Origin of the sequence: Corynebacterium minutissimum (genome assembly GCF_016889765.1) — a bacterium.
Lineage (GTDB): Bacteria > Actinomycetota > Actinomycetes > Mycobacteriales > Mycobacteriaceae > Corynebacterium > Corynebacterium minutissimum_B.
On sequence record NZ_CP069533.1, the window covers coordinates 1,206,842 to 1,221,372 of the forward strand.

Sequence of the window (14,531 nt, forward strand, 5' to 3'; positions counted from 1 at the left end):
GCCCCACCAGCTTCAAGAATTTAAGGAAGATTCCATGTCCAGCTCTAACTGGCCCATGTGGGAGGTCTTTGTACGTTCCTCCCGTGGCCTCTCCCACGTCCACGCCGGCTCGCTGCACGCACCGGATGCCACGATGGCCCTGCGCAACGCCCGCGACCTCTACACCCGCCGCAACGAAGGAACCTCCGTGTGGGTTGTGCCTAGCGAGGCCATTGCCTCCTCCGACCCCGACTCCAAGGGCGGATTCTTCGAATCCCCGCAGGGCAAGAGCTACCGACACGCCACGTACTACGACAAGTCGGAAGGAGTGCCGCACCTGTGACCGGATTTGCAGCCGCCGATTCTGCGACCAAGCAGTCGCAGGGCAACGGCATCACCGCAGAAGATATCGCCGCCTCCGGCGCAGTCGCGCCCGAGGACACTGCTCGTTATGCACTCACGTTGGGCGATGATGCTCTCATCTTGGCCCAGCGCCTGGGCTGGTGGATTTCGCGGGCACCAGAGATGGAGGAGGATATCGCCCTAGGCAATATCGCCCTCGACCTCATCGGTCACGCCCGCTTCCTGCTGACCTATGCCGGCACCGCGTGGGGAAAGTCCGAGGATGATTTGGCCTATTTCCGCAACGAGGAGGAGTTCCGCTCCTCCCGCCTAGTCGAGCAGGAGAATGGCGACTTCGGCTACACCATCGCCCGCCAGTTGCTCTTTTCCTATTACCAATACGGGCTCTACACCGCCCTGCTGGAGTCCACGGATGAGACGCTAGCTGCTATCGCTGCCAAAGCCCTCAAGGAAGTTGAGTACCACGTCGACCACGCCAATCAGTGGATTCTGCGTCTTGGCCTCGGCACCGAGGAGTCGCACCACCGGATCACGGAGGGTCTGATGTACATGTGGCCCTACCTCGACGAGCTCTTCGAGGACCTTCCGCTCCACGAGAAGCTGGCGGCAGAAGGCATCGCCGTCTTGCCGTCGAGCCTGCGCGCGCAGTTCGATGAGCGCATCACCTACGTCCTCGACAAGGCAGGTCTGGCCATCCCGGACGTCAAGCAGGCCCGCTCCGGGCAACGCACCGGGCGCTTTTCCGAGCACCGTGGCTTCATCCTCGCGGAGATGCAGTCCCTAGCTCGCCAGCACCCAGGCGCAACCTGGTAAAGAACAGGAAAGGACCAAGGTTTCATCGTGTCCATCACTGATAAATCTCACCCGCTGCGTCCCTCGCAGCCTGACGACGCCCTCGTGTGGGACGTCGCCGCCGAAGTGCCCGATCCGGAAATCCCCGTCATTTCCATCGCCGACCTTGGGATTCTTCGGGATGCACGCCTAGAGGGCGATACTGCGGTGGTCACGATTACCCCGACCTATTCCGGCTGCCCCGCCATGGAGCACATCACGACAGACATCACCACAGCGTTGACCAAGGCCGGCTACGCGAAGGTGCGTGTCGACCTCGTGCTCCACCCTGCGTGGACCACCGACTGGATGACGGAAACCGGCCGACGAAACCTCAAAGACTATGGCATTGCGCCTCCCAGCGGTACAACCCGGGCCACGCCGGAGGGTCCCATCCCTCTCACACTCGAGCCGCCACCGGCCATCGAATGCCCCCACTGCGGCTCGCGCCGCACACGTAAGCTTGCCCAATTCGGTTCCACCTCCTGCAAAGCCCTCTACAACTGCCAGGACTGCTTGGAGCCCTTCGATTACTTCAAGGTGCACTAATGACCACGACCCCGTCTGCCCCCGCAAAGAAGAAGGCCACGTTCAACACCCTGACCGTGTCCGAGGTGCGCGCCCTGACTGAGGACTCAGTGGAGGTTTCCTTCGCTATCCCTCCGGAGCTCCAAGACGACTATGACTACATCCCCGGCCAGTACGTTGCCCTACGGGCGACTATCGACGGCCAGGAAGTCCGCCGCTCCTATTCCATTTGCGATGTACCTCGCGACGGCATTCTGCGCGTCGCTATCAAGCGCGACCGCGGTGGCGTGTTCTCCACGTGGGCCAACGACACTCTGAAGCCTGGTGACACCATGGACGTGATGAACCCGCAGGGTGCGTTCACCTCGAAGACCCACCTGACCGGTCTCAACAACCCTGAGGCTGTGCGCGAGGAACTCGAGAAGCTAGAGAATCCCCACCTCGTAGCGATCGCCGCGGGATCCGGAATCACGCCGATCATGGCCATCGCGCAGACCGTGCTCCACACCTCCCCAGACACCACATTCGAGCTCATCTTTGCCAATAAGGGCGGCGGCGACGTCATGTTCGCCGAGGAGATCGGTGACCTCAAGGACAAGTTCCCCACGCGCTTTGCCGTGCACCACGTCCTCTCCCGCGAGCAGCGCGTCAATCCGCTATTTTCCGGGCGCATCGACGCTGAGAAGCTTCAGACCCTGCTGGATAACGTGGTACGCACCGACAACGTCGACGAATGGTTCCTCTGCGGCCCCTTTGAGCTGGTGCAGCTGGTGCGCGACGAGCTGGCCAGCCGCGAGGTAGGTGAGAAGGACGTGCGCTACGAGCTGTTCACCACCGGCAAGCCCTCCGGAGACCAGAACCAGGCTGGACGCCACGTCGAGGTGGATCCGGAAGGCGATAACATCACCATCAATTTCCAGCTCGATGGCCTCTCCGGCTCCGTTGAGTCTCCGGTCTCTGCCAACGAATCCCTGCTCAACGCGGCCCTGCGCGTGCGCTCTGACGTCCCCTTTGCCTGCGCTGGCGGTGTATGCGGCACCTGCCGCGCCAAGCTGGTCGAGGGCGAAGTCGACATGGCAGAGAACTACGCACTGGAGGCCGACGAGGTCAAGGCCGGCTACATCCTCACCTGCCAGTCGCGCCCCACAACCCCCACCATCGTCCTCGACTTCGACGCCTAGGAGAAACACACATGATCGACCTGCACCACGACGCCGAAGCCGGAGTCGTCGAGCTCGTACTCAACAACCCGAAGGCCCTGAACTCCCTCGCGGAGGAAGACCTCGCCGAGCTCTCCCGCTCCCTCGATGAGGCCGCGGCCCTCAGCCCCCGCGCGCTCATCCTGCGCGGCGAAGGCAAGGGTTTCTGCGCCGGCCGCAACATCAAGGGACTCAATCCGCGTGAGGACGATGCCACCGCATACCTCGCGGACGTTGTCACCCCCGTGCTCAAGAAGATCGATACTTTCCCTGCGCCTACCTTCGCCGCCGTGCACGGCCCGTGCCTCGGCGTGGGTCTCGGCCTCGCCTTGGCGTGCGATGTCGTGTACGTCGCCGAGGATGCCAAGTTCGGCTCCCCGTTTGCCAACCTGGGCGCCACCCTCGATTCGGGCGGCCACTCCCTCTTCGTCGAGCGCTTAGGCACGCACCGCGCGATGGACCTCATCATCACTGGTGATCTCATCTCCGGCGCGGAAGCAGTACGCGCCGGGCTCTTCTCTCGTGCGGTGCCGGCGAAGGAGCTGCTGGAGTTTACCCGGGGCGTCGCCCAGCGCGCAGCCCAAGGCGCTACTCAGGCATTCCTCACCAGCCGCACGCTGGTCCAGGATATCCGCGATAACGGCACCGGACTGTGGGCCAGCGTCGATGCCGAGAACATCGCCCAAGGAAAACTCTGCGATACCGAGGACTATTACGAAGGCTTCGCAGCCTTCAACGAGAAGCGCCCACCGGTCTTCCGCGGACGCTAAAACCTCAAGACCTTCCACAACACACATCAGCTAACCCACCACAGCTAAGGAATCACATGACTGCATACCTGGTATCCGGCTTCCGCACCCCCGTGGGCCGCTACGGCGGCGCACTGTCCTCGGTTCGCCCAGATGATCTCATGGCCACCGCCATCAAGAAGACGGTGGATGAGGCTGGGCTCGACCCCTCCGCGGTGGATGAAGTCATCATCGGCAACGCCAACGGCGCGGGTGAAGAAAACCGCAACGTCGCCCGCATGTCCTGGCTGCTCGCCGGGTTCCCGGACACCGTTCCAGGCATTACGGTCAACCGCCTGTGTGCTTCGGGCATGTCCTCGATTGCCCTGGCCACCGCCCTCGTAGAATCCGGCCAAGCGGATGTTGTCATCGCCGGTGGCGTCGAATCCATGTCCCGTGCCCCCTGGGTCATGGAGAAGCCAAACAAGCCTTTTGCCAAGCCAGGACAGGTTTTTGATACCTCCATTGGCTGGCGCTTTGCCAACCCGAAGTTCGCGGAGCAGGAGAAGATGACCTACTCCATGCCGGAGACCGCCGAGGAAGTGGCCAACGTCTTCGGTATTAGCCGTGAGGACGCCGATGCCTTCGCCGTGCGTTCCCAGGAGCGCGCGCTTGCCGCCATCGAGGCCGGCAAGTTTGCCAGGGAAATCGTGCCCATCGAGGTCACCGACCGCAAGGGCAATGTCACAGTGGTCGACACCGATGAGGGCCCCCGCCCGGGCACCACAATGGAAGTCCTGGCCAAGCTGCGCCCAGTGACCTCCCTGGGTGACGTCACCACGGCGGGTAACGCTTCCTCACTCAACGACGGAGCCTCCTGCGTCATTGTCGCCTCCGACGAGGCCCTCAAGAAGCACAACCTGACCGCACGCGCCCGCGTGGTAGCCAACTCTGCGCGCGGTGTGCGCCCAGAGATCATGGGCACCGGCCCTATCCCGGCGACCCGCGATGTGCTGGAGCGCGCCGGCTGGGAGCTGGATAGCGTGGATGCCATCGAACTCAACGAAGCTTTTGCCTCCCAGTCCATCGCTTGCATCCGCGAGCTGGGCTTGGACGAGGACAAGGTCAACGCCTGGGGCGGCGCCATTGCGCTGGGTCACCCGCTGGGTTCCTCTGGCTCCCGCATCACCTTGACCCTGCTCAACCGCTTAGAAACGGACGGATTGAGCCGCGGCATCGCTACGATGTGCGTGGGCGTGGGCCAGGGCACCGCGATTGCGATTGAGAGGATGTAGATGACTACTGCCATTGAGATTTCGACGCAGGGCGAGAACGACGAGATTGCCGTCGCCAAGCTCAACCGCCCCGCCGTCCGCAATGCCATCGATGAGCAGATGGTGAGAGAGTTCCACGAGCTCTGCGCGCAGCTCGAGTCCGAGCCCCGCATCCTCATTATCACCGGCTGCACGGTGGATACCCCGAAGGGTCCCCGCGGGATCTTCGCCTCTGGGGCGGATATCGCGCAGCTTCGTGAGCGCCGCCGCGAGGATGCCCTCCGCGGCATAAACTCTGGCATTTTCCACCGCATCGCTTCTCTTCCTTCCCCCGTCATCGCGGCAGTGGATGGCTACGCTCTCGGTGGCGGATTGGAGTTGGCGCTGGCCGCGGACTTCCGGGTTGCCACTCCTTTTGCCAAATTTGGCCAGCCGGAGGCCGGCCTGGGTATCGCCGCCGCCGCGGGGGCCACGTGGCGCCTCAAGGAGTGCGTGGGTACCCCGTTAGCGAAGGAGATTCTGCTGGCCGGACGTATCCTCAACGGCGAAGAAGCCCTGACCAACCACCTGGTCAGCGAGCTGCACGAACCGGACGCGCTTGTCGACGGTGCCCTCGCCCTCGCCTCCCGGATTGCTCAGCAGGACCCGCTGGCCGTGCGCTTGACCAAGCAGCTCATCTCTATGCCTGATGCGGCGCACCCGGCAGTAGACAACATCGCCCAAGCGGTGCTCTTTGAGTCCCCCGCCAAGTTTGAGCGGATGCAGGCCTTCCTGGACCGCAAGAAATAAACCTTCCACTCACAAGGAGATTCAACTCATGTCCCCAGTACTGCAGGTTCCTGCCAAAGTTGGCGTGCTCGGCGGCGGCCGGATGGGCGCAGGCATCGCGCACGCCTTCCTAGCCTCCGGCGCGTCCGTGACCGTGGTGGATATCAACGAGGATGCCGTTGCCGCCGCTCGCGAGCGCGTGCACAAGGCCATCCGCGGCTCCCTCGACCGCGGGGCGGAAGGCACCTTCGAATCCTGGGATGAGCGGCTCAGCTTTTCCACCGCCGCCTCCGCCTTTGCTGGTTTCGACCTCGTGGTTGAGGCAGTTCCGGAATCAATGGATCTCAAGGTAGCCGCCTTCCGGGATATCGCCGATGCGGCCCCTCAGGCCGTCGTCGCCACGAATACCTCCTCGCTGTCGGTATCGCAGCTGGCGGAAAGCATCCCCAACGACGTCATTGGCCTGCACTTCTTCAACCCGGTCCCAGCTTCCAAGCTGGTGGAAGTGGTGGTTGCCGAGTCCACGCCGGAGGCGCTCGTAAACACCGCCAAGGGCTGGGTCGAGGGCCTGGGTAAGACCGCAGTGGTGGTCAAGGACGCCCCTGGCTTCGCTTCCTCCCGCCTGGGCGTAGCCATTGCGCTTGAGGCCATCCGCATGGTGGAGGAAGGCGTGGCCTCGCCGCGCGATATCGACAATGCCATGGTGCTGGGCTACAAATTCCCCATCGGCCCGCTGGAGCTGACCGATATCGTGGGTCTGGATGTGCGCCTCGGCATCGCTGAATACCTCGAATCCCAGCTAGGTGAGCGCTTTAGCCCACCGCAGCTCATGCGCGACATGGTCGCCCGCGGGGAGCTGGGCCGCAAGTCCGGCAAAGGCTTCTACGACTATTCCGAGTAACCGTACTCTTCTCTGCCTGGCTCTGGCGCCACAAAACGATAACCCAAGCCGGGCTCTGTGAGTAGAAAACGTGGGTGGGCGGGGTCATCCTCCAACTTGCGCCTCAACTGGGAGGTGTAAATGCGGAGGTAGTGCCCCTGCCCCTCAAAGCCGGGACCCCAGATCTCAGAGAGCAGGTCCTCCTTGCGCACCAAGCCACCGTGGGCGCGAAGTAGCGTGGTGAGCACGCCCCACTCGGTGGGTGTCAGATGCAGCGGCTCGCCACCTTTGGTGATGGAATGGTGCGGAACGTCAATCACGATATCCCCGGCGCGAACCACAGCGATCTCAGTGCGCCTCACCGGACTCTGTGGGCTACCATGCCGCAACGCCACTCGCACACGGGCTAGAAGCTCCTCCATAGAGAAGGGCTTGGTCACGTAGTCGTCCGCGCCACGGTCGAGAGCTGCGGCGCTAAACAGCGGATCGGAGCGCGCCGTCAAGATGATGACCGGTACCGCAGACCACCCGCGGATTCCTTCCAACACGACGGTGCCATCCATATCCGGCAGCCCCATGTCCAAAATCACAACGTCTGGCTGCTGCTGCGACACCACCTGTAGTCCCTCTGCGCCTGTTCGCGCCTGGTGAACCTCGTAGCCACGAGCCTTGAAGTTAATACTCAACGTATTAAGTAGGCGGGGGTCATCGTCCACAATGGCGATGCTGGTCTTCTTCGTCGTCATTATTGTTCTCCTCCCGCGACGGGAAACCGCAATATAAAGGTTGCGCCCGGGGTGGCAGCCACCTCGATGCTACCGCCCATGGCCTCTACAAAGCCTTGGACAACAGAAAGACCAAGGCCTACACCGTTGTCGTTGCTGGTATCACCCAAACGCTGAAATGCTTGGAAGAGTTCCTTCTGCTTCTCCGGTGGGATGCCCGGGCCTTCATCGACAACGATCAGTTCTACCTGTTCGGTGGTGGTCTGGGCGCTCAAGGTAACGTCGCCGGTTGGTGCATAGCGCAAGGAGTTATCGAAGAGATTGGCCAAGACGCGCTCCATGAGCGCCGTATCCGCGCAGCACGTAACTCCACGCACGCTAGGGTCAAGGTGAATGCGCCCAATTTGCTCTCGGGAATGCCCGAAGGCACAGGAAGCAATGGCGCGATTAGCCACTTCGGCTACGTCGACGATGTCTCGGCGGGCGGTTATGGCGCCGGCTGTGAGCCGGGAGTAATCCAGCAAATTGGTTACCAATCCGGTAAGTTCCTCGATGCTCGCCGCAGTTTCTGCCAAAAGCATGTCCTGGTCTTCGGGAGTGAATTCAATGTCAGCGTTGCGCAACGAGGATACCGCCAACTTGGCCGTGGCCAGCGGGGTACGCAGGTCGTGGCTCACACTAGACAGCAGCGCTCGGCGCAACTCGTCAGCAGCGGCTATCGCGTCTGCGCGCGCGGCCTCAGCAGAGAGCTTTTCACGGCGAACAATGCCTGCGAGATAGCCCGCTACCACGGTGACCAGACCTCGGTCACGAGCAGACAATGTCGGGCCCTCGAGGCGCAGCTGAACCGTGCCATCTGCGCTCGCAACAACGGTGTCCACTTCCTGTTCATGGCGCACTTTTTCGGGAATATGAAGGTATTTCGAAGTGCGTGCGGGGGTAGCTGCGCGCCAGGTGGCAAGAACGTCACCGTTTTCATCCAGCAGCTCTGCTCTACGACAATTAAAAGCCTCCCCCACCTTGCGCATCACGGCATCCTTCGGAGAAGAATCCGCGCGGCGATTCAAGGCGGCGCGGGAAAACACCGTGAGTAGCTCAGCATCACGCGCAGCAATAGCCGCGTTCGCACGCTCAATCTTGGCGCGGCGCACGAGCATGCCGACGGCCAGCGCAATAGCCACCATGACTACGGCGATCACGGCGTTAGCGGGATCAGCAATATCGAAGGTATGGATCGGCTCGGTGAAGAACCAGTTGACCGCTAGGCCGGAAGCCACCGCCACCGCTACGGCCGGCCACAGGCCTCCCAGCAAACTGACAAGCAGGATGAGCGCAAAGTAGAACGCGGAACAAGTACCTGTTCCCAAATCCTGGCCGTCAGCTTGCACCAACAGCGCAGTGAGCCCCACGAAAGCCAACGCTGAGCTAAGCCACGCGATGGCGCGCTGCGGGAAGGGGCGGAAAGGATGCAGCATCCGTGTGAGCGGAAGTGGTTTTTCCGGGGGAAGGTTGACTATGTGACAGTCAATTGAGCCGGATTCACGCAGCACCGTTTCCGCTACCGTACCGTGCCAGTGCACGCCGAAACGACGCCGCGGCGAGACCCCCACTACGAGCTGGGTGGCGTTGACACTCCGGGCAAAATTAAGCAGGGCTTCTGGGACGCTGTCCCCGGTAACCTGGTGCAATCGTGCGCCCACATCCTGGGCTAAGGACTGCAGCCGGGCGAGCTGTTGCGCTGATCCCCCCACCGAGGAGGAACGAGAGGTGAAGGAATCACCGAAAACAACATGGACCACGTGCAATTCCGCCGAGGATTTTGTCGCGATGCGCCGCCCGCGTCGGATAAGAGTCTCAGCATGGGCAACGTTTTGGATGGCCACAACCACCCGCTCACGCGCTTCCCACGTTTCGGTGATTTTCTGATCCGAGCGATAAGTGATGAGTGCCTCATCAACCTGATCCGCTAGCCACAGCAGTGCCAACTCGCGCAGCGCGGTGAGATTTCCCACGCGGAAGTAGTTGTTGAGTGCAGGCTCAATGCGCGCCTCGCGGTACACGTGGCCGTCGCTCAGACGGGTGCGCAACAGCTGTGGGGAAACGTCAACAAGCTCGATCTCATCGGCAGCACGTACTACCTCGTCCGGCACCGTTTCCTGCGGCGCGATGCCCGTGATCTGCTTGATAACGTCATTGAGACTCTCCAGATGCTGGATATTGAGAGTCGACATGACGTCAATTCCGGCGTCCAGGATCTGCTCAATGTCTTCCCACCGCTTCTCGTGAACCTCGCCGCGCGGATTAGAGTGCGCGAACTCATCGACGAGAACGATCTCCGGGTGCCGCTGGATAACCGCCGCGGTGTCCATTTCACCCGCGGAAATGCCCTCGACAGCGCGCCTCGGAACAATCTCCAGCCCCTCGCACAGGGCCTTGGTGTACGCGCGCCCGTGGTCTTCCACGACCCCAACGACAACGTCGCGGCCTTGGTCGACCAGCGTGTGCGCTTCACTGAGCATGGCGCAGGTTTTGCCCGCGCCGGGAGCGGCGCCCAACAGAATCTTCAGGGTGCCGCGTTTGACCCGCGTCGGGGGTGTCGTCGGTTCGGTCAACATTGCTTCATCTTATGAGCTGATCTTTATGAGCAGGGGGTAGGCGTGGGCAATGCAATGTTGAGTGTGGTCACATTTACCGTGTCCTCGCCCAAGAAACCCAGGCTGGCATGCTCAGTATTGTCTGCAATCAGCTTCTTCACGTCTTCGACGCTCATACCCTGTTCTCGGGCCACACGCGGAGCCTGCAGCTCCGCGTACTCAGGACTGATGCCGGAATCCACGCCGGAACCGGAGCCGGTAACGGCATCGGCAGGCACGTGCTCCACTGATACGCCTTCGCGCTGAGCAATCTCCTCTCGGCGTTCCCGGATGGCCTTCTCTAGCTCCGTACTTGATGTGCCGTAGTTACTCATACCTTCCGCGCGGGCGAAGAAGTAGGGGCCATCTTCCAAGCCATCCTGAATCTGAGTGGAACCGACCAGGCATTCACCCTGGTAGATAAGGTTTCCATCGGCAGATTTCGGGGTGATGCGAGATATTCCCCACACCGCGGCCGGATAGATCATGCCCAGCGCGACGACGCATAAGAGCACGGCGACGAATCCGGCGATGAGATTACGCAGATAAACACGCATTATTGCTTCCTTTTTCTTTGCAGGTTTTCTTTATAGGCCTGGAAGGAGGGAGACGACATGGTCGATAACCCAGATGCCGATGAAGGGGGTAATAACACCGCCGAGACCCCAGATGCCGAGGTTTCGACGCAACAGTGAGGACGCGGAGGCCGGCTTGTAGGACACACCCTTGAGCGCCAAGGGGATGAGCGCGACGATGATGAGCGCGTTGAAGACAACTGCGGAAACAATGGCGGACTCAGGGGAATGCAGGTGCATGACGTTGAGGCGCTCCAAGTGCGGCAACTGCGTGGAGAAGAGCGCCGGCAGGATGGCAAAGTACTTCGCCAGGTCATTGGCCAAGGAGAAGGTAGTCAACGCGCCGCGGGTGATAAGCAGCTGCTTGCCAATTCGAACGACATCGATGAGCTTTGTCGGGTCAGAATCCAAGTCCACCATGTTGGCAGCTTCCTTAGCCGCGGAGGTACCAGTGTTCATGGCCACGCCCACGTCCGCCTGGGCCAGCGCTGGGGCGTCGTTAGTACCGTCACCGGTCATGGCCACCATGCGGCCTTGTGCTTGCTCCTCACGGATACGGGCGAGCTTGTCCTCCGGAGTAGCTTCGGCGATGTAATCATCGACGCCGGCTTCCTTGGCAATGGCAGCTGCGGTCAGCGGGTTGTCACCGGTCACCATGATGGTCTTGATACCCATCTGACGCAGTTCAGCGAAGCGCTCGGCCATGCCAGGTTTGACGACGTCACTCAGTTGCACCACCGCAATAACCGTGCGGTTGCCATCGGATTCTTCCACAGCGACAGGCAGCGGGGTGCCACCGTCTTGTGCAATTCGGGTTACGGAATCCTCGATCTCTTGCGGCCAGGTGCCACCTGCTTCAGTAACCCACTTGCGTACGGCATCGCCAGCGCCCTTGCGCAGCTTGCGGTGAGCCAGGTCAAGGCCGGACATCCTCGTCGACGCGCTGAATGGAACGACCTCCGCACTCCGCGCTTCTGCGTCTCCTTCGCTGGACAGAGAGTAGTTTTCAGTCAGCCAGGCCACAATCGAACGGCCTTCTGGGGTTTCATCCGCTAGGGAGGAAATGCGAGCAATCGCTGCAGCCTCGCGCTCATCAACGCCCGAAGCCACAATCAGACCGGTGGCCTGGCGGTTTCCGTAAGTGATGGTGCCCGTCTTGTCCATGAGGAGCGTGGCGACGTCACCAGCCGCCTCCACCGCACGGCCGGAGGTGGCCAGAACGTTGTGACGAACGAGGCGGTTCATCCCGGCGATACCAACTGCCGAAAGTAGGGCGGCAATGGTGGTAGGGATTAGGCAGACCAACAGAGCGATAAGGGATAGTGGCGAAAGCTCCGCGCCGGTGAATAGACCCATCGGGGCAAGCGCAGTGACGGCGACGAGGAAGAGGATGGTCAGCGTGGAGAGCAGGATGCTCAGCGCAATCTCGTTCGGAGTCTTGCGGCGTTCCGCGCCCTCCACCAAGGCGATCATGGTGTCAACGAAGGTGGAGCCCGGTTCGGAGGTGATTTTGACCTTGATGGAATCAGAGAGCACCACGGTGCCGCCGGTCACGGCACAGCGGTCACCGCCGGCTTCGCGGACCACAGGAGCCGACTCACCAGTAATAGCCGATTCATCCACGGTGGCAGCACCTTCGATGACATCACCGTCACCCGGGATGGTCTCCCCTGCTTCTACACGCACGATGGCGCCCTTGGTCAGCTCGGACGCGGGGACCACTTCAATGCCAGAGTCAGTAATGAGATTGGCAGTTGCATCATCGCGCACAGAGCGCAGACTGTCTGCTTGGGCCTTGCCACGGCCTTCGGCATATGCCTCGGCAAAGGCGGCAAAGGCAATGGTGAACCACAGCCATACCGTCACGACCCATCCGTAAAAGCTGGGGTTGAGGATGGACCACACAGTGGTCAGTGCCGCGCCTACCCACACCACGAACATCACGGGGTTGCGTGCTTGGGCGAGCGGGGACATTTTGCTCGGCAGCGTTTTCAGCGCCGCAGCCGCGAGGCCACTGCTCTTCTCCGGAGCGTTGCGGTGAGGAGTCTTATCCGGCTCAGCGGTGATGGTTTGGGTTGTCATGATAGTGCCTCCGAAATGGGACCCAGGGTGAGGACAGGGAAGAAAGTGAGCGCTGCAACCAGCAGGATTACTCCGATAGTCAACAGCGAGAAGGTAATGCCGGAGGTGGGTAAGCTGCCTGCGGTGGTGGCCTGGCGCTTCTGTCCTGCCAGGCTTCCGGCTAGGTAAAGGGCGAAGACGATGGGCAGGAAACGGCCCAACAGCATGGCCAAGCCCAAAGTGATCTGCCACCAGGGCTCAGTCACCGTCAGTCCAGCAAAAGCAGAACCGTTGTTATTCGCCGCCGAGGTAAAGGCGTAGAGAACTTCCGACAGACTGTGGGCATTATCAGCCGTGCCCGGCGCACCGAAGTTGGTCGCTGAAGCTTCCACGAGTTTGCGCTGCGCCACGGAAGCGCCGACGCCCACGAGGACCAGAACCGGCATGGTGAGGATGTACAAGCTAACCGCTGAAATTTCCTTGCGGCCAATCTTGTTGCCCATAAATTCCGGTGTGCGGCCCACTAGGAGGCCACCGATGAACACCGCGAGGATGGCCACAACCAACAGGCCATAGAGGCCAGTACCCACACCGCCCGGCGCGATTTCACCCAGCAGCATGTTGAGGATGAGCAGACCACCGCCCAGTGGCGAATAGCTATCGTGCATCGAATCCACCGCACCCGTCGAGGTACCCGTGGTAGACACGGCGAACAGTGCTGAGGCATCAATGCCTAGTCGTTGTTCGATACCTTCCATGTTGGCGCCTGCCAACTGAGACGCACCGCCGACAAGGGTGTGCTGTGCCCAAGTCACCAGAACAACCATCACGGTCCACAAACCACCAGCCACGCTGAGCAGCGTCCACGCGTGCTTCTGCGACTTGAGCATCACACCATACGTGCGGATCATGCAGAAAGAGATGACAAGCAGGGAGAAGATCTCCACCAGGTTGGTAAAGCCGGTCGGGTTCTCAAACGGGTGCGCCGAGTTGGCACCGAAGATGCCACCGCCGTTGGTACCCAGGAGCTTAATGGCTTCCTGGCTGGCCACGGGAGCACGGGAAATATCTACGCCGGACTCCGTAACCAGGTTCGAGCCAAAGGTTTGCATGGTTCCGCCGAGGACGAGCACGGTGGAGATGAATAGCGACAGGGGAAGCAGGATGCGGACGAGGCCGCGGGTGAGGTCCACCCAGAAGTTGCCGATGAGGTGCTGACCATTCTCGGTTGCCAACGTATCGCGGCTATAACCCAAATGACCGATGCCGCGGATCAAGGCGACAGCAACACACATGCCCACTGCGGCTGAGGCGAAGTTTTGCACGGTCAGGCCCAGCATCTGCGAAGCGTTGGTCAGAGTGTCTTCACCGGAATAGGACTGCCAGTTAGTGTTGGAGGTAAAGGAAGCCGCGGTGTTGAAGGCCATCCACGGCTCCACGGCTTCCTCGCGGGCGTTTCCAAAACTTGGCAACACCGCTTGGAGCCGCTGCACTGCGTAAAGGACGAGGACTGAAGCCAGGCTGAAGCCCAGCAGAGCGCGAGCGTAGTTCTTAGCGTTATGGCCCCGGTTAGGGTCAATGCGCAAAATACTGTACACAAGGCGCTCCACGGCCCAGTCTTTTTCAGAGGTATATGTACGGGCCATCCAATTGCCCAGCGGCACGTAGGCCGCCGCTAGAAGTGCAAGGAGGGCAAGATACTGCGGCGCCACCGCCGCAATGCTAGCGATCATGCGAAACGCTCCGGGTCAATAAGGGAAATGATGAGATAAGCCACGAGCGCGACAACAATGATGAGCCCGATGACTGCTGTGATGGTGTTCATGTTCTACGCGTCTCCGTCCATAAACTCGTTGATGGAGGAAGGACCGCTGAACGCAAGGACCACGATCACTATGACCAGAATGTCCAACATGTGGGAGAGACCCCCTTGGGTGAAAGCGATACTAGGTGTGCCCGGTGCCCCAAAGCACCAAGCGCCGGTGCA

At 61.3% G+C, this 14,531-nt stretch carries 14 protein-coding genes; 8 read left to right on the forward strand and 6 right to left on the reverse strand.

The genetic code is table 11. From position 1 onward, the window contains the following. Positions 1-34: 34 nt before the first annotated feature. Genes paaB through I6J26_RS05590 form a run of 8 tightly spaced genes read left to right on the forward strand, consistent with a single transcriptional unit; the run spans position 35 to position 6,571 of the window. Complete coding sequence (paaB, locus tag I6J26_RS05555; protein ID WP_039672784.1) at positions 35-322, forward strand: 1,2-phenylacetyl-CoA epoxidase subunit PaaB; 288 nt, start codon at positions 35-37, stop codon at positions 320-322. Further along, complete coding sequence (gene paaC, locus I6J26_RS05560) at positions 319-1,155, forward strand: 1,2-phenylacetyl-CoA epoxidase subunit PaaC (protein ID WP_115024086.1); 837 nt, start codon at positions 319-321, stop codon at positions 1,153-1,155. The genes paaB and paaC overlap by 4 nt, the downstream gene beginning before the upstream one ends. Before the next feature lie 27 nt (positions 1,156-1,182). Further along, positions 1,183-1,722, forward strand: a complete 540-nt coding sequence (gene paaD / locus I6J26_RS05565) for a 1,2-phenylacetyl-CoA epoxidase subunit PaaD (RefSeq protein ID WP_115024089.1) — start codon at positions 1,183-1,185, stop codon at positions 1,720-1,722. Continuing rightward, positions 1,722-2,882 (forward strand): 1,2-phenylacetyl-CoA epoxidase subunit PaaE, encoded by a 1,161-nt coding sequence (paaE, locus tag I6J26_RS05570; RefSeq protein WP_115024091.1) that lies wholly within the window; start codon positions 1,722-1,724, stop codon positions 2,880-2,882. The genes paaD and paaE overlap by 1 nt, the downstream gene beginning before the upstream one ends. 11 nt (positions 2,883-2,893) lie before the next feature. Beyond that, a complete protein-coding gene (locus I6J26_RS05575; protein ID WP_115024094.1) occupies positions 2,894-3,670 on the forward strand; it encodes an enoyl-CoA hydratase/isomerase family protein in 777 nt (258 codons plus the stop codon). Positions 3,671-3,726: 56 nt separating this feature from the next. After that, complete coding sequence (locus I6J26_RS05580; protein WP_115024096.1) at positions 3,727-4,923, forward strand: thiolase family protein; 1,197 nt, start codon at positions 3,727-3,729, stop codon at positions 4,921-4,923. After that, positions 4,924-5,691, forward strand: coding sequence for an enoyl-CoA hydratase/isomerase family protein (locus I6J26_RS05585; RefSeq protein WP_115024098.1), 768 nt, complete (start codon positions 4,924-4,926; stop codon positions 5,689-5,691). A gap of 28 nt (positions 5,692-5,719) precedes the next feature. Next, positions 5,720-6,571: a 3-hydroxyacyl-CoA dehydrogenase family protein gene (locus I6J26_RS05590; protein WP_115024101.1), complete on the forward strand. Its 852-nt coding sequence runs from the start codon at positions 5,720-5,722 to the stop codon at positions 6,569-6,571. Here I6J26_RS05590 and I6J26_RS05595 read toward each other — a convergent pair. Genes I6J26_RS05595 through kdpF form a run of 6 tightly spaced genes read right to left on the reverse strand, consistent with a single transcriptional unit; the run spans position 6,559 to position 14,369 of the window. Continuing rightward, entirely contained in the window at positions 6,559-7,296 is a 738-nt protein-coding gene (locus tag I6J26_RS05595) for a response regulator (RefSeq protein ID WP_115024104.1), read from the reverse strand. The genes I6J26_RS05590 and I6J26_RS05595 overlap by 13 nt on opposite strands. Next, positions 7,296-9,890, reverse strand: a complete 2,595-nt coding sequence (locus tag I6J26_RS05600; RefSeq protein ID WP_239121848.1) for an ATP-binding protein — start codon at positions 9,888-9,890, stop codon at positions 7,296-7,298. Before I6J26_RS05600 ends, I6J26_RS05595 begins: the two co-directional genes overlap by 1 nt. 23 nt (positions 9,891-9,913) lie before the next feature. After that, positions 9,914-10,465 carry a potassium-transporting ATPase subunit C gene (locus I6J26_RS05605; protein WP_115024107.1) on the reverse strand — a complete coding sequence of 184 codons (552 nt, stop codon included), beginning with the start codon at positions 10,463-10,465 and terminating at the stop codon, positions 9,914-9,916. 30 nt (positions 10,466-10,495) lie between these two features. Then, positions 10,496-12,565 (reverse strand): potassium-transporting ATPase subunit KdpB, encoded by a 2,070-nt coding sequence (kdpB, locus tag I6J26_RS05610; protein ID WP_115024109.1) that lies wholly within the window; start codon positions 12,563-12,565, stop codon positions 10,496-10,498. Continuing rightward, on the reverse strand, positions 12,562-14,277 hold the full coding sequence (gene kdpA, locus I6J26_RS05615; protein WP_115024112.1) for a potassium-transporting ATPase subunit KdpA: 1,716 nt from the start codon (positions 14,275-14,277) through the stop codon (positions 12,562-12,564). The genes kdpB and kdpA overlap by 4 nt, the downstream gene beginning before the upstream one ends. Then, positions 14,274-14,369, reverse strand: coding sequence for a K(+)-transporting ATPase subunit F (gene kdpF / locus I6J26_RS05620; protein WP_039672809.1), 96 nt, complete (start codon positions 14,367-14,369; stop codon positions 14,274-14,276). The genes kdpA and kdpF overlap by 4 nt, the downstream gene beginning before the upstream one ends. Between the last annotated feature and the right edge of the window lie 162 nt (positions 14,370-14,531).

Coding starts and splice junctions, on each gene's coding strand:
- kdpF (WP_039672809.1), bottom strand. CDS start 14,369: ATGAACACCATCACAGCAGTCATCGGGCTCATCATTGTTGTCGCGCTC.
- kdpA (WP_115024112.1), bottom strand. CDS start 14,277: ATGATCGCTAGCATTGCGGCGGTGGCGCCGCAGTATCTTGCCCTCCTT.
- paaE (WP_115024091.1), top strand. CDS start 1,722: ATGACCACGACCCCGTCTGCCCCCGCAAAGAAGAAGGCCACGTTCAAC.
- I6J26_RS05590 (WP_115024101.1), top strand. CDS start 5,720: ATGTCCCCAGTACTGCAGGTTCCTGCCAAAGTTGGCGTGCTCGGCGGC.
- I6J26_RS05595 (WP_115024104.1), bottom strand. CDS start 7,296: ATGACGACGAAGAAGACCAGCATCGCCATTGTGGACGATGACCCCCGC.
- I6J26_RS05580 (WP_115024096.1), top strand. CDS start 3,727: ATGACTGCATACCTGGTATCCGGCTTCCGCACCCCCGTGGGCCGCTAC.
- I6J26_RS05600 (WP_239121848.1), bottom strand. CDS start 9,890: ATGTTGACCGAACCGACGACACCCCCGACGCGGGTCAAACGCGGCACC.
- I6J26_RS05575 (WP_115024094.1), top strand. CDS start 2,894: ATGATCGACCTGCACCACGACGCCGAAGCCGGAGTCGTCGAGCTCGTA.
- I6J26_RS05605 (WP_115024107.1), bottom strand. CDS start 10,465: ATGCGTGTTTATCTGCGTAATCTCATCGCCGGATTCGTCGCCGTGCTC.
- I6J26_RS05585 (WP_115024098.1), top strand. CDS start 4,924: ATGACTACTGCCATTGAGATTTCGACGCAGGGCGAGAACGACGAGATT.
- paaB (WP_039672784.1), top strand. CDS start 35: ATGTCCAGCTCTAACTGGCCCATGTGGGAGGTCTTTGTACGTTCCTCC.
- kdpB (WP_115024109.1), bottom strand. CDS start 12,565: ATGACAACCCAAACCATCACCGCTGAGCCGGATAAGACTCCTCACCGC.